Below are 13086 nucleotides of genomic sequence, written 5' to 3' on the forward strand. Positions count from 1 at the left end.
CCCAAGGAACCGCCGAAGGAGACGGCGCCTGCCGAAAACGAGGCGCCGCCACCGCCGGCGCCGGCGCCATCGCAGCTGTTCGGCCGCGATGGCCAGGTGCATCTCGCGCCGCAGACGGGCCAGGCCCCGGCGACCCAGGCCGACTTCGTGTCGCGCAAGCCCACGGACGATGCCGGCGTCATGACGCACAAGGGCCCGGTCACGTACAAGGAAACCCGTTTCGCGAAGGATTGGACGCCGGAGAACGAAAACGTCCTCAACGGCGGCATCCGCAAGGCGATGGAAGCCACCACGCTGAAGAAGCAGGTGAACGTCGGTGGCACCCGGATCAACTGCGCCACGGTGTTCTTCGTGTTGCCTGTCGGCTGCCGTGGCGAAGACCCGCCCAAGCCGCCACCGAAGTCCGCGGATGGCCGCCTGAGCATGGCACCGGCCCATGCACTCGCCGATGGACCCGACGTGGTGAAGCCGCCGACCGAGGCCGAATGCATCGCCGCGTTCCGCGCCGACAAGCCCTTGCCGCAAGGTTGCCCGACCGACGTCCCGCAAAAAGCGATCGACCTGGACAAGGCCGAACAGGAACGCCGCACCGGAAAGTAGGAGCCCACCCTGTGGGCGACATCTTTCGCGACAGCCCCCAAGCCATGGGCCCTCTTCACACCCGCGATTGTGCAGCGCACGCGCAGCATGGACACTAGCGCCCGATGCCTACCCATTACACACCGGACAGCGAGCGCGAGGCCGGCGAGCCTGCCTTGCCCATGTCGCCGCGCGACGCGGCGATGCAGGCGCTCGTCTATCGCCGCCAGCTGCGCCAGAAGCCGAGCCCGAGCCTGCGGCGGATCGTCGGCTGGGTGGGTACGCTCATCATCCACATGGTGTTCCTGTTCGGGATGATCCTGGGGCCGGCTTACAACACCCTGCCGCCCCCGCCGGAACCGGAGAACCCCGACGCACTCCAGGTGCGCCTGATCGACAAGCCACCGCCGCCGGTCCCGCCCGTGCGCGGCACGCCATCGAAGGCGCCCGTCGCGAAGGCGAAGAAGGCCAGCAGCAAGGCTGTCGCCAGCCGTGCCTCGCGCGGATCGCACGCGGCCGCCGTCGCGTCCGCGAACAAGGCGTTGCCCGCCATCGCCGTGCCCGCCGCACCGCCACCGCAGGTGAAGCCCGATGTGAAGCTCACCGCGCCGCCGCCCAGCATCCAGGCCGTCGCGGAGAAGCCGCTGGTGCAGCCGACCGCACCGCCGCCACAACCGGACCTGGAAAAGGTGCCGCTGCCGACGCCGGCGCCGCCGGACCTCGCGATGGAGACGCCCAAGCCAGAGGTCGTGCCACCACGTTTCCAGCCCGAACCCGTGCGCAAGGCGCAGGCCGAGGGCACGACGACAATGCCGCCACCGGCGTCGTTGTCGTTGCCGCCGGTCCCGACATCGCAGCCGGCCGTGACGCCGACGCCCCCGCAGATCACCGCGGAAAAGACGGCGCCGGTGCCGACCACCGCGCTGACCCTTGCCACGGTCCCGCGTCCCGAGGTGCAGGAGTCGTCCGCGCCGCCGACGCCGCAGGACACGCCGTTGCCGGCGATCTCGCAGGAGCCGACGGCACCGCCCGCACCCCAGGTCACCGCCGACGTGCCGCGCCCGGTACCGCCTAAGGTCGCGGTCGAAGCCGTGCGCGCACCCGCGGTCGAAGCGGAGGCGGAACTCGAAGCGATACCGCTGCCGGACGCCACCGCGCGGCCGAATGTCTCGGCACCGGTGGCCGATGTGTCGCGCCCGGCGTTGCAGGCACCCGCCGTGACGCCCGGCGCGATCCAGCTGCCGGTCGCCGGCATCGACACCGAGCCCGCGCCGCCCGGCCAGGCACCCGGCGACATCGCCTCGGGCGAAGCCTCGGCGCAGGCGCAGAACGAACAGGGCAAGGCGAACAACGATACGAGCGCATCGGCGAACGAAGGCGCGCCGGGTGCACCTTCCGCCGCCGGTGACGCGACGGCGGCGAACGCGGGCACCAACACGCCGGGCGCCAGTGCGGAAACGGGCAAGCCGGGCGCCGCGAAGGGCACCGACGAAGGCGAGCGGCTCACCGGCGCGAACGGTACCTCGCAGCGCTCCGACGGCGTCGAAGGCGGGCAGGGCGACAAGACGGGCCAGGTCGGCGCGTATGTCGAGCTGAAGCCGCGCGGCAATGTCGTGCCGCAGAACGGTGCGCGCGTGCATATCGATTACAAGGCGACGCGCTTCGACGATGCATGGACGCCGAAGGGCGAGAGCTCGGTCGATACGGCGTTGCGCCACGGGGTGGAGGCGACGACGGTGAAGTTCGCCGTGCCGCTTCCCCGCGGCGTACGCCTGAACTGCACCGCCGGTCCCGGCGTATCGGGCGGCGCCATGAAGCAGGCGATTTCCCTGTTCACGTTTGGCTGCGGTGGCGATCCGCCGCCGAAGCCGTCCGAGCCTGACAAGCTGGTGAAGAACCAGACGCTGACGTCGAAGCCGCTGGCGGAGAACCTGCCGCCCGCGAACGCGTCCACGGTCGCGGCCGTCGGCCAGCCCATCGACAACACGGCGTTCTGCACCACCGCGCGCGTCGCCGGTGGCCCGCTCCCGCCGGGTTGCGAGGCGTCGATCAAGATCAACGTCCAGGCCGCGCCGCAAGCCAGCGGCTCATGGGTCCCCGCAAGCGACCAGTTCAAGTAAGAGCATCGTTCGCAAGCTCACTCCCACAAAGCTTGCCGCAGCCTCGTGGGAGCGCGCTTGCGCGCGATTGCCCTAGCGAACCTCAGTCCCCGCAGCCATGTCATGCAACCCACGCCGCCGCGCATCAAACAGCGCGGGCAAAAGGATCACGGCCCACCCCACCAACGGCGCAAGCAACGCCACCTGCAGCGACGTCACGCGATAAAGCATCAACAGCAGCACAGGCAGCCCCGCGACCACGACACGCACCAGCCCACGTTTCACATCCACGGCACCGCCCTCACGCGACACCACGCGAATCTTCCACGGCCGCATGCCCAGCGTCTGCCCGCCGCGCGTCCACGAGAAGAAGAAATACGCGCCGACCACGAGACCCTGCAGCGGCTGGTACCACCACGCCACGATATGGCCCTTGCCGTCGGCCACCTGGCCGCCCGTGGCGATCTGCGCGATAAGCCCGACGACCATGACGATGGCCACCACGGCAAGCACGTCATAGATGATCGCCGCAAAGCGGCGCCAGGCAGGGGCGGGCAGGGGCATCGTGTTCATGCGGTCTCGCAGTGGTGTCCTCCGGCCATTATGGGTTTTCCCGGTGCGCTCGTGCGACCATCGGCGCATGACGGAACCGAGCACCGACCCCTCCGCCGCCGATGCGCGCCTTATCGATCGCTTCATCGAGCGGGTGTGGTCGGAAGACGGCCTCGCCGATCGCACGCTCGAGGCGTATCGCCGAGACCTCGCGCAGTTGTCGCGCTGGCTGGAGACGCGCGGCCATGGCCTGGCCAACGCCACCCGCGAAGACCTTTCCGCCTACCACGGCAGCCAGCCGGTATCGGTGCGCAGCATGGCGCGGCGGCAATCGGCGTTCCGGCGCTTCTACGCCCAGCTCGCCCGCGATGAAGGGAAGCAGGAAGACCCGACCCTGCTGATGCAGCGGCCGAAGATGCCGCGCGGTTTGCCCAAGGCCCTGGCCGAGCGCGAGATCGAGGCGCTCATCGTCGCGCCGGACCTCGCGACGCCACTCGGCCTGCGCGATCGCGCGATGCTCGAATTGATGTACTCCTCCGGGCTGCGCGTATCGGAACTCGTCGACCTGCCACTCTCGGGCCTCAACACCCGCCAGGGCGTGCTGCGCGTGACCGGCAAGGGCGGCAAGGACCGGCTGGTGCCGGTGGGCGAAGAGGCCCTGAACCACGTGGAGCGCTACATGGTGGAAGCGCGTCCCGGGCTGGCGAAAGGCCACGGCCAGCCGCTGGCGCTGTTCCTCACGAACCGTGGCGCCGCCATGACCCGCCAGCAGTTCTGGACGCTCGTCAAACGCTACGCCATGCAGGTGGGCATCCCGGGCAAACGTGTCTCACCGCACGTTTTGCGCCATTCGTTCGCTACGCATCTTCTCAACCATGGCGCCGACCTGCGCGCCCTGCAGATGCTTCTGGGCCACAGCGCGCTTAGCACCACGCAGATCTATACGCTGGTGGCGAAGGAAGGCCTGAAGCGTCTTCACGCCCAGCATCACCCCCGCGGCTAACCTGCCCGTGCCACAATCGGGGGAACCGATCGCGCGCCACGCGTTCCAAGCTGGGCTCGCGGAATCCCCCGGTACCCCATGGAGCCGTACCCGATGTTGAAGAAAATTTTCCCGGCGATCCTGGCTGGCGTGTTCGCCATGAGCGCGGCCGCCGCCGATGACACCAAGGCCGTGCGCGCCGCCATCGAGGGCCTCGGCCCCGGTATCAAGGTCGATAGCATCCAGCCCTCGCCGATGCCCGGTTTCTACCAGGTGGTGGCCTCGGGGCGCATGGTCTACGTCACCGCCGATGGCCGCTACATGCTCAACGGCAACCTGATCGACCTGAAGAACCAGACCGACCTGTCCGCCGCCAGCTGGGCCGCGACGCGCAAGGCCGAGCTGGCCAAGGTGCCCGCTTCCCAGCGCCTGATCTACGCGGCTACGAATCCCAGGCACACGGTTACCGTGTTCACCGACGTCGATTGCGGCTTCTGCCGCCAGCTGCACTCGCAGATCGACGAGTTCAACAAGAAGGGCATCACGGTCGAATACGTGTTCTGGCCGCGCGAAGGCGTCAAGACCACGGGCGGTAACGACACCCCGTCGTACACCAAGGCCGTCTCGGTCTGGTGCGCGTCCGACCGCAAGAACGCCTTCAACGAGGCGATGAAGGGCGGTTCGGTGAAGGCGGCCTCGTGCGCCAACCCGGTGAAGGATGAGTTCGAGCTGGGCGAGCGCCTGGGCGTGAACGGCACCCCTACCGTCGTGACCGAGAATGGCGACGTGGTGGGCGGCTACCTGAGCCCGGCCCAGTTGTTGAAGGCCGTGGAAGCCCCGGCTGGTACCACCGGCAAGGGCGGCTGAGCAACGCCCCATCTCGCGTAGGAGCCCACCCTGTGGGCGACGCCGTTCGCGCGGCGCCACAGGCCCTGCGGCTCCCCGGCGAAAGCTGTCGCCCACAGGGTGGGCTCCTACGGCATCCGGGTCGCCCCGGATGCTGTCCCGCAACATCATGTAGAATAGGCGTTTTCCTCCAGCGCCTTTTCCCCCCGCATGATCGCACTCGACGGGCAGAGCGCCCTCTCGCCGTTTCGCCTCGAACGCCTGAACGCCCACCTGGAGTCCCTGTACCACGGGGCCCGCGTGCAGGCGGCCTGGTTCGTGTATTTCGTGGATGCCGCCACGCCGCCGGAAGGCGACGCGCGGAGCCGCCTGCTGGCCGTGCTGGAAGCAAAGCCGGGTAACCCCGAGCCGGCCACCTTCTGGGTCGTGCCGCGCCTGGGCACCATCTCGCCCTGGTCGAGCAAGGCCACCGATATCCTGCACGGCGCCGGCTTCGCGGTGAACCGCGTGGAGCGTGGCGTGGCCTGGCAGGTCACCGGCCTGCCGCCGGCCACCGACCCCGCCTACGCCCAGGTCATGACGGCCTTCTGCGATCCCATGGTGCAGTCGCCGCTGGCACACCTGGCCGATGCCTCGGGCCTGTTCCTGGCCGGCACCCCGGGCGACCTGGGCCGCGTGGAACTGGGCGCCGATGCGCAGGCGGCCCTGGCCGACGCGAACAAGGCGCTGGGCCTGGCCCTGGCGGACGACGAGATCGACTACCTTGCGGATCGCTACGGCGAGATGGGCCGTGCGCCCACCGACGCCGAGCTGATGATGTTCGCCCAGGCGAACTCGGAGCATTGCCGGCACAAGGTGTTCAACGCCACGTGGACCCTGGACGGCAAGGAGCAGGAAGCTTCGCTGTTCGGCATGATCAAGAACACGCACAAGCACTCGCCGAAGTTCACCCTGTCCGCCTACAAGGACAACGCGGCGGTGGTCGAGGGTTACGAAGGCAGCCGCCTGTTCGTGAACCCCGACGACGGCGTGTTCCGCACGGTGAAGGAAAGCGCGCCGTACGCGATCAAGGTGGAAACGCATACCCACCCCCCGGCCATCGCGCCGTGGCCGGGTGCCGCCACCGGCTCCGGCGGTGAAATCCGCGATGAAGGCGCCACGGGCCGCGGCGGCAAGCCGAAGGCCGGCCTCACCGGTTTCTCGGTGTCGCACCTGCGCATCCCGGGCACGCCGCGTCCGTGGGAAACCCCGCGCCCGCTCCCGCCGCGCATGGCCAGCGCCTTTGAAATCATGCGCGATGGCCCGCTCGGCGCCGCCGCGTTCAACAACGAATTCGGCCGCCCGGCGCTCGGCGGTTACTTCCGCACCTTCGAACAGGAAACCGGCGAGAAGGGCATCCGCCGCGGCTACGACAAGCCGATCATGATCGCTGGCGGCCTGGCCGCCATCCGCGAGCAGCACGTACAGAAGCGCGACGTGCGCCCGGGCGACAAGGTCATCGTGCTCGGTGGCCCGGCCATGCTCATCGGCCTCGGCGGCGGTGCCGCTTCGTCGGTGTCGTCGGGCACCTCGAGCGCGGAACTCGATTTCGCCTCCGTGCAGCGCGACAACCCGGAAATGGAACGCCGCTGCCAGCAGGTGATCGACGCGTGCTGGGCGCGCGGCGAGAAGAACCCGATCGTCAGCATCCACGACGTGGGCGCGGGCGGTCTTTCCAACGCGATTCCCGAGATCCTCAACGACGCCGGCGTCGGCGGCATCATCGACCTGTCGAAGGTGCCCTCCGACGATCCGACGCTCTCGCCGATGCAGGTGTGGAGCAACGAATCGCAGGAGCGCTACGTCCTCGCGATCGGTCCGGAAGACATCGCCGAATTCGAAGCGTACTGCGCGCGCGAGCGTTGCCCGTTCGCCGTGGTCGGCGAAGCGACGGCGGATGCCCGCCTCATCGTCAGGGATCCGCGTCGCGACCTCACCGTGATCGACCTCGGCATGGATGTGCTGTTCGGCAAGCCGCCGCGCATGCACCGCGATGCGCAGCGCGTGAAGCCGCGCGTCGACCTGGTCGCCGACCTCACCGGCATGGGCATGGATGAAGCGCTGATGCGCGTCCTGCGCCTGCCGGCCGTGGGCAGCAAGAACTTCCTGATCACCATCGGCGATCGCACCGTCGGCGGCCTCAACGCACGCGACCAGATGATCGGCCCGTGGCAGGTGCCCGTCGCGGACGTCGCCGTGACCATGACCGACTTCGAAGGCTACACCGGCGAAGCGATGGCCATGGCCGAGCGTGCGCCGGTCGCGCTGCTCTCCAGCGCCGATGCCGCGCGCATGGCGGTGGGCGAAGCGATCCTCAACATGGCCGCGGCGCCGATCAAGCTGGAGGAGATCCGTCTCTCCGCCAACTGGATGGCCGCCGTGAACCACCCGGGTGAGGACGCCGCGCTGTTCGATGCGGTGCGCACTGTCGGCATGGAGCTCTGCCCCGAGCTGGATATCGCTATCCCGGTGGGCAAGGATTCGCTGCACATGCAGACCGTGTGGCAGGACGACAACGGCAAGAAGCAGAAGACCGTTTCCCCGGTGTCGCTCGTCATCACCGGCTTCGCCCGCGTCGATGACGTCCGCCGCGTCCTCACCCCGCAGCTCAAGCTGGACCGCGGTGACACCGACCTGTGGCTGATAGACCTCGGCGCGGGCCGTGACCGCCTTGGCGGCTCGGCGCTCACCCAGGTGTTCAACCGCGCTGGCGGCGTGCCGCCGGACCTCGATGACGCGAAGCGCCTGCGCTCGATGTTCGACCTGATCCAGGAAGCGAACCGCGCCGGCCTGCTGCTCGCCTACCACGACCGTTCCGACGGCGGCGCGATCGTCACGCTGCTGGAAATGGCCTTCGCCGGACGCTGCGGCCTCGAGATCAAGCTCGATGGCTGGGCCGACGCCACGCTGCGCGCGCTCTTCAACGAAGAGCTCGGCGGCGTCGTGCAGGTGGCCAGCGCGAACCGCGAGGCCTTCGAACAGCTGCTGGTGAAGCACAACCTCGCGGGCATGACCCACAACGTGGGCCGCCCGAAGGAAAAGCTCGGCATCAAGCTGCACCTGAACGGCGAAACCCCGTTCAAGTGGAACTGGACGGAGCTTTTCCGCGCCTGGAACGAAACCAGCCACGCGATGCAGCGCCTGCGTGACAACCCGCTCAGCGCGGACCAGGAAAGCGAGTGGCGCCTCGACGACGCCGATCCGGGCCTGTCGCCGAAGCTGACCTTCGACCCCGCCGAAGACATCGCCGCACCGTACATCGCGACCGGCGTGCGTCCGCGCGTCGCGATCCTGCGCGAGCAGGGCGTCAATGGCCAGGTCGAAATGGCGGCCGCGTTCACGCGCGCCGGCTTCGACGCCCTCGACGTGCACATGACCGACCTCGCCACCGGCCGCTACCACCTGAAGGACTTCCGCGGCCTCGCCGCCTGCGGTGGCTTCTCGTACGGTGACGTGCTCGGCGCGGGTCGTGGCTGGGCCACCTCGATCCTCTATAACGATGCGCTGCGCGAGCAGTTCGCCCGCTTCTTCGAAGACGGCTCGAAGTTCGCGCTGGGCGTGTGCAACGGCTGCCAGATGATGTCGCAGCTGAAGGACATCATCCCGGACGCGAAGCACTGGCCGCAGTTCCTGCGCAACCAGTCGGAGCAGTACGAAGCGCGCCTCGCCACGGTCGAGATCCTCGACTCCGGCAGCCTGTTCTTCCGCGGCATGGTGGGCTCGCGCCTGCCGGTGGCGGTGGCGCACGGCGAAGGCCGCGTCAGCTTCCCCAACGTGTGCAGCCCGTCGAAGAGCCACGGTGCCGCGCGTTTCGTGGATAACCGCGGCAAGCCGACCGAGCACTACCCGCTGAACCCGAACGGTTCGCCGGGTGGCCTCACGGCGTTCACCGCCGCGGATGGCCGCGTGCTGATCATGATGCCGCACCCCGAGCGCGTGTTCCGCAGCGCGCAGCTCAGCTGGCACCCGGAGCAGTGGGGTGAGGATTCGCCCTGGATGCGCATGTTCCGCAATGCGCGTGCCTGGGTGGGTTGAACAAGACGGGATGGGAAACCATGGCGCCGGCTGACCTCACCAGCATCGTCATCGTCCTGGCCGATAGCGGCCCGTTGACTCGCGATTGCGTCGAACACGCGCTCGCGAGCGACCGGCCGGTCGAGGTCATCCTGGTCGACAACGGCTCGGATGACGGCGTACCGGAGGCGCTGGATCGCGCGTACGCCGCGGATGATCGCGTGCGCGTGATTTACAACCGTGCGAACCTCGGTTTCGGCCCGGCGGTGAATCGCGGCGCCGCGACGGCGCGCGGCAAGTTGCTGCTCGTGCTCAACCCCGATTGCCTGATCGATCCCGACACGATCTCGCGGATGGCCGCGCACGTCGGGCCGCACACCGGCATCGTGGGTGCGCTGGTCCAGGATGCCGCGGGCCACATCGACCCCGCATCCCGGCGCCGCGATCCGCTGCTCGGCCGTGCCCTGGCCACGAAGCTCGGGCGCGCCGGCATCGATATCGGTGGGCCGTTGCCGACGGGCGCGGAGCCTGTCGAAGTGGTCTCGGGTGCCATCCTGCTGATGCCTCGCGGTGCCTTTGAAACGCTGGGTGGCTTCGACGAGTCGTTCTTCCTGCATTGCGAGGACATGGACCTGTGCCGCCGCGCGCGTGACATGGGTTACCAGGTGCTGCTCGCCGGCGACGTACGGGTCTTGCACCGCAAGGGCGGTTCCAGTCGCCACCGTCCGGTGTTCGTGAGCCGGCACAAGCACCGCAGCATGTTCCTCTGGTTCCGCCGGCATGATCCCGCGGCGAAGAACCCGCTGGTGCGCGCGGTCGTCTGGCTCGGCATCTGGGCTCATTTCCTGCTGAAGATTCCCGGCCAGCTCCTGCGGAAGCGCCGATGAGCGCGGCGTCGAAGGGGAGCGGCCTGGCCACGCTGGGCCTGCTGGCGGTGACCGCCATCTGGGGTTCGACCTTCGTGATGATCAAGGACGTCGTCGGGCGCATGCTGCCGATCGATTTCCTCGCCGTGCGCTTCGCGATCGCCGCCGTAGCGATGCTGCTGCTGTTCGCCGTGCCCGTGCGCCGGCTAGGCCGCGAGCAGACGCTGCGCGGCCTGGCGCTGGGCGTGCTCTATGGCGTCGCGCAGTGGCTGCAGACCGAGGGCCTGGCGCTGACCTCGCCCAGCGTCAGCGGCTTCGTCACGGGCATGTACGTGGTGTTTACCCCGTTCCTGGCCCTGGCGATCTTTCGCCAGCGTTTTCCGGCGAGTACGTGGATCGCGGTCGTGCTGGCCATGGTCGGACTCGGGATCCTCGCGCTCAACGGTTTTGCCGTCGACCTGGGCGTGCTGCTGACGCTCGCCTCCGCCGCGCTGTATGCGTTGCACATCGTCGGCCTCGGCCACTGGTCCCGCCCAGGCGATGCCTTCGGCATGTCGGCTATCCAGATGCTGGGCATCGCCGCGGTCTGCGTGCTGGCGACGTTACCGCACCACGGCCCCTCGCTCCCGCCGGACGGGAAGGCGTGGGTCTCGATCATTTACATGGCGCTGGTCGCCGGCGCCCTGGCGATGCTTGTGCAGACCTGGGCGCAGGCACACATGCCCGCGACGCGCGCGGCGATCGTCATGACCACCGAACCCGTCTTCGCGGCCGGCTTTGCCGTGGCATTGGGCGTGGATGCGCTGACGACGCGCATGGTGCTCGGCGGCGCGCTGGTGCTGGCCGCGATGTATATGGTGGAACTGGCGCCACGCTTCCGCCGCAAGAAACCCGCCGAAGCCCTGCACCACGAAGCCGGCTGACCCGTAGGAGCCCACCCTGTGGGCGACATCTTTCGCGATAACGCAACAAGGCCTGTCGCGGTATCGCGAACGGCGTCGCCCACAGGGTGGGCTCCTACGTTACTTCGCGCCTTTGTCAGTCGTGAACTTGTACGTCATCACGTTCTTGTACGTCTGCCCGGGCTCGAGCCGCGCCGAGCCGAAGTCCGGCTGGTTCGGCGTGTCGGGGAAGATCTGCGGTTCCAGCGCGAACGCATCGCCTTCGCGGTAGATGCCGCCCGCCTTGCCCGAGGTGGTGCCGTCGAGGAAGTTGCCGGAGTAGAACTGCAGGCCCGGTTGCGCCGACCACAGCGACATCACGCGGCCGCTCTTCGGATCGGTGACACGCGCGACTTCGCGCGGGGCAGGGGCTTCCTTCCGCGAGATCACCCAGTTGTGGTCGAACCCGCGGCCATACACCAGCTGCTGCTCGCTCGCCTTGCGCACGTCGCGGCCGATCGGCTTGGCCTTCCGGAAGTCGAAGTAGGTGCCGGCCACGCTGCGGACTTCGCCGGTGGGAATCGCGGTCGCGTCCGTCGGCAGGTACGCATCGCCGGCGATCATCAGCTTCTGGTCTTCGACGCTGCCGGAGCCCTCGCCCGCGAGGTTCCAGTAGGTGTGGTTGGTGATGTTGACGATGGTCGGCTTGTCGGTCGTCGCGGTGTATTCGATCGTCAGCTCGTTCTTGTCATTGATCGAGTACTTCGCCGTGGCGGTGAGCTGGCCAGGGTAGCCCTGGTCACCGTCGGGACTGACATAGGTCATCGTCACACTCGGGTTCGCCCCGGACTCGACCTTGTCGACGGTCCACACCACCTTATCGAAGCCAAGCTTGCCGCCGTGCAGGGAGTTCGGTCCGTCGTTGACCGGGACGGTGTACTCCTTGCCATCCAGCTTGAACTTGCCCTTGGCGATACGGTTCGCGTAGCGGCCCACGGTGTCACCGAAGTACTGCGGCTTCTCGAACGTGCCCTTCAGGTCCGGGTAGCCGAGCACGATATCGCCCGGCTTGCCGTTACGGTCCGGGACATCCAGCGCATAGAGCGCGGCACCCAGCGAGATGACCTTCGCAGTCATGCCCTTGCCGTTGGTCAGCGTGATAACCGTGACGTCCTTGCCGTCGGGCGTCGTCCCGAACGAGGCCTTGGTCGCGTCGCCGGCCGAGGCCGCCGATGCGGCGCCCAGCAGGATTGCCGTGGTCGTCACGGCCAGAAGCTTGCCCATCATCCACTCCCATTGTGGTCACCCCCGGGACGAGAGCATATTTGTCCGACAATTGACAAGCTGCGCTGCGTCAACGTCGCATGCGCAAACGTCGTTAGGATGGGCTAGCTGTTCAGGCGGGAAGGGGGCGCAATGGCACCGAAGATGGCGAATTCACGAAGCCTGCACGGGCAGGTTGTCGAGGAGATCGGCGAATCGATCGTGAGTGGCGTGCTGCGCCCGGGCGATCCGCTCCCTGGCGAAGCGCAGCTGGCCGCGCAGATGCAGGTCAGTCGCACCATCCTCCGCGAGGCGCTGAAAGTGCTGGCGGCGAAAGGCCTGATCGAGACGCGCCAGAAGACCGGCATGCGGGTGCGTGATGCGCGGTTCTGGAACCACCTGGATCCGCAGGTGCTCTCGTGGCGTTGCGCGTCCATGCCTACCGAGGATTTCGTCTCGAAGCTGGTGGAGATGCGCGCGATCATCGAGCCCGCCGCGTGCATGGCCGCCGCGCGCCGCCGTGAACCCGGGCAGCTTGAAGCGATCGGCGAGGCACTCGATGCGATGGAGACGGCCCCCGACCTGGACGCCTGGGCCGAGGCTGACCTGCGCTTCCACGAAGCGGTGCTTGCCGCGACGAACAACGAGTTGCTGAGCTCGCTGTTCGCGGTGATCGAAACAGCACTCGCCACGTTCTTCGTGATGTCCGCCCGTACGGCGAAGAACTTCAAGTACTCACTGCCGCAACATCGCGCCGTCTACGAAGCGATCCGTCGCCGCCGACCGAACGAAGCGGCCGGCGCGATGCGCTCGATGATCGACGACTCGCGCGCGAACATGCGCAAGGGCAAGCGCACCTGACGAAAGCTGTTGTGGGGGGGGGGGGGGGGGGGGGGGGGGGGGGGGGGGGGCGGGGCCCCGCCCCCCCCCCCCCCCCCCCCCCCCCGAGAGCCCCCCAACCCCCC

10 protein-coding genes are annotated in these 13086 nt (G+C 68.4%); 8 read left to right on the forward strand and 2 right to left on the reverse strand.

What is annotated here, in order from left to right; genetic code table 11:
- On the forward strand, positions 1–600 hold a 600-nt coding region (locus ACTHLF_RS06495), incomplete at its 5' end, for a hypothetical protein (RefSeq protein WP_440325889.1).
- A 104-nt stretch (positions 601–704) separates the two neighbouring features.
- Positions 705–2699, forward strand: a complete 1995-nt coding sequence (locus ACTHLF_RS06500) for a hypothetical protein (RefSeq protein WP_440325891.1) — start codon at positions 705–707, stop codon at positions 2697–2699.
- A 72-nt stretch (positions 2700–2771) separates the two neighbouring features.
- Here ACTHLF_RS06500 and ACTHLF_RS06505 read toward each other — a convergent pair whose 3' ends face one another.
- Positions 2772–3251: an RDD family protein gene (locus tag ACTHLF_RS06505; protein WP_440325892.1), complete on the reverse strand. Its 480-nt coding sequence runs from the start codon at positions 3249–3251 to the stop codon at positions 2772–2774.
- Positions 3252–3318: 67 nt separating this feature from the next.
- Between ACTHLF_RS06505 and xerD the strand changes: the two genes are divergently transcribed.
- The 5 genes from xerD to ACTHLF_RS06530 all read left to right on the forward strand — a co-directional run bounded on the left by xerD (position 3319) and on the right by ACTHLF_RS06530 (position 10900).
- On the forward strand, positions 3319–4233 hold the full coding sequence (gene xerD / locus ACTHLF_RS06510; RefSeq protein WP_440325894.1) for a site-specific tyrosine recombinase XerD: 915 nt from the start codon (positions 3319–3321) through the stop codon (positions 4231–4233).
- A gap of 93 nt (positions 4234–4326) precedes the next feature.
- Positions 4327–5079, forward strand: coding sequence for a DsbC family protein (locus ACTHLF_RS06515; protein WP_440325895.1), 753 nt, complete (start codon positions 4327–4329; stop codon positions 5077–5079).
- Positions 5080–5268: 189 nt separating this feature from the next.
- Positions 5269–9132, forward strand: coding sequence for a phosphoribosylformylglycinamidine synthase (gene purL, locus ACTHLF_RS06520; protein WP_440325897.1), 3864 nt, complete (start codon positions 5269–5271; stop codon positions 9130–9132).
- 20 nt (positions 9133–9152) lie between these two features.
- On the forward strand, positions 9153–9998 hold the full coding sequence (locus ACTHLF_RS06525; RefSeq protein ID WP_440325899.1) for a glycosyltransferase family 2 protein: 846 nt from the start codon (positions 9153–9155) through the stop codon (positions 9996–9998).
- Positions 9995–10900, forward strand: coding sequence for a DMT family transporter (locus ACTHLF_RS06530; RefSeq protein WP_440325901.1), 906 nt, complete (start codon positions 9995–9997; stop codon positions 10898–10900). The genes ACTHLF_RS06525 and ACTHLF_RS06530 overlap by 4 nt, the downstream gene beginning before the upstream one ends.
- A 99-nt stretch (positions 10901–10999) precedes the next feature.
- Here ACTHLF_RS06530 and ACTHLF_RS06535 read toward each other — a convergent pair whose 3' ends face one another.
- A complete protein-coding gene (locus ACTHLF_RS06535) occupies positions 11000–12145 on the reverse strand; it encodes an aldose epimerase family protein (RefSeq protein WP_440325902.1) in 1146 nt (381 codons plus the stop codon).
- A 129-nt stretch (positions 12146–12274) separates the two neighbouring features.
- On the opposite strand from ACTHLF_RS06535, the gene ACTHLF_RS06540 reads away from it, so the two are divergent.
- Positions 12275–12982, forward strand: a complete 708-nt coding sequence (locus tag ACTHLF_RS06540; protein ID WP_440325904.1) for a FadR/GntR family transcriptional regulator — start codon at positions 12275–12277, stop codon at positions 12980–12982.
- Positions 12983–13086: the final 104 nt, after the last annotated feature.

Source organism: Luteibacter sp. (genome assembly GCF_051958795.1).
Taxonomy (GTDB): domain Bacteria; phylum Pseudomonadota; class Gammaproteobacteria; order Xanthomonadales; family Rhodanobacteraceae; genus Luteibacter.

Bases quoted from the DNA above. Each gene is read 5' to 3' on its own strand.
- ACTHLF_RS06500 (WP_440325891.1), top strand. From the start codon at position 705: ATGCCTACCCATTACACACCGGACAGCGAGCGCGAGGCCGGCGAGCCT.
- ACTHLF_RS06505 (WP_440325892.1), bottom strand. From the start codon at position 3,251: ATGAACACGATGCCCCTGCCCGCCCCTGCCTGGCGCCGCTTTGCGGCG.
- xerD (WP_440325894.1), top strand. From the start codon at position 3,319: ATGACGGAACCGAGCACCGACCCCTCCGCCGCCGATGCGCGCCTTATC.
- ACTHLF_RS06515 (WP_440325895.1), top strand. From the start codon at position 4,327: ATGTTGAAGAAAATTTTCCCGGCGATCCTGGCTGGCGTGTTCGCCATG.
- purL (WP_440325897.1), top strand. From the start codon at position 5,269: ATGATCGCACTCGACGGGCAGAGCGCCCTCTCGCCGTTTCGCCTCGAA.
- ACTHLF_RS06525 (WP_440325899.1), top strand. From the start codon at position 9,153: ATGGCGCCGGCTGACCTCACCAGCATCGTCATCGTCCTGGCCGATAGC.
- ACTHLF_RS06530 (WP_440325901.1), top strand. From the start codon at position 9,995: ATGAGCGCGGCGTCGAAGGGGAGCGGCCTGGCCACGCTGGGCCTGCTG.
- ACTHLF_RS06535 (WP_440325902.1), bottom strand. From the start codon at position 12,145: ATGATGGGCAAGCTTCTGGCCGTGACGACCACGGCAATCCTGCTGGGC.
- ACTHLF_RS06540 (WP_440325904.1), top strand. From the start codon at position 12,275: ATGGCACCGAAGATGGCGAATTCACGAAGCCTGCACGGGCAGGTTGTC.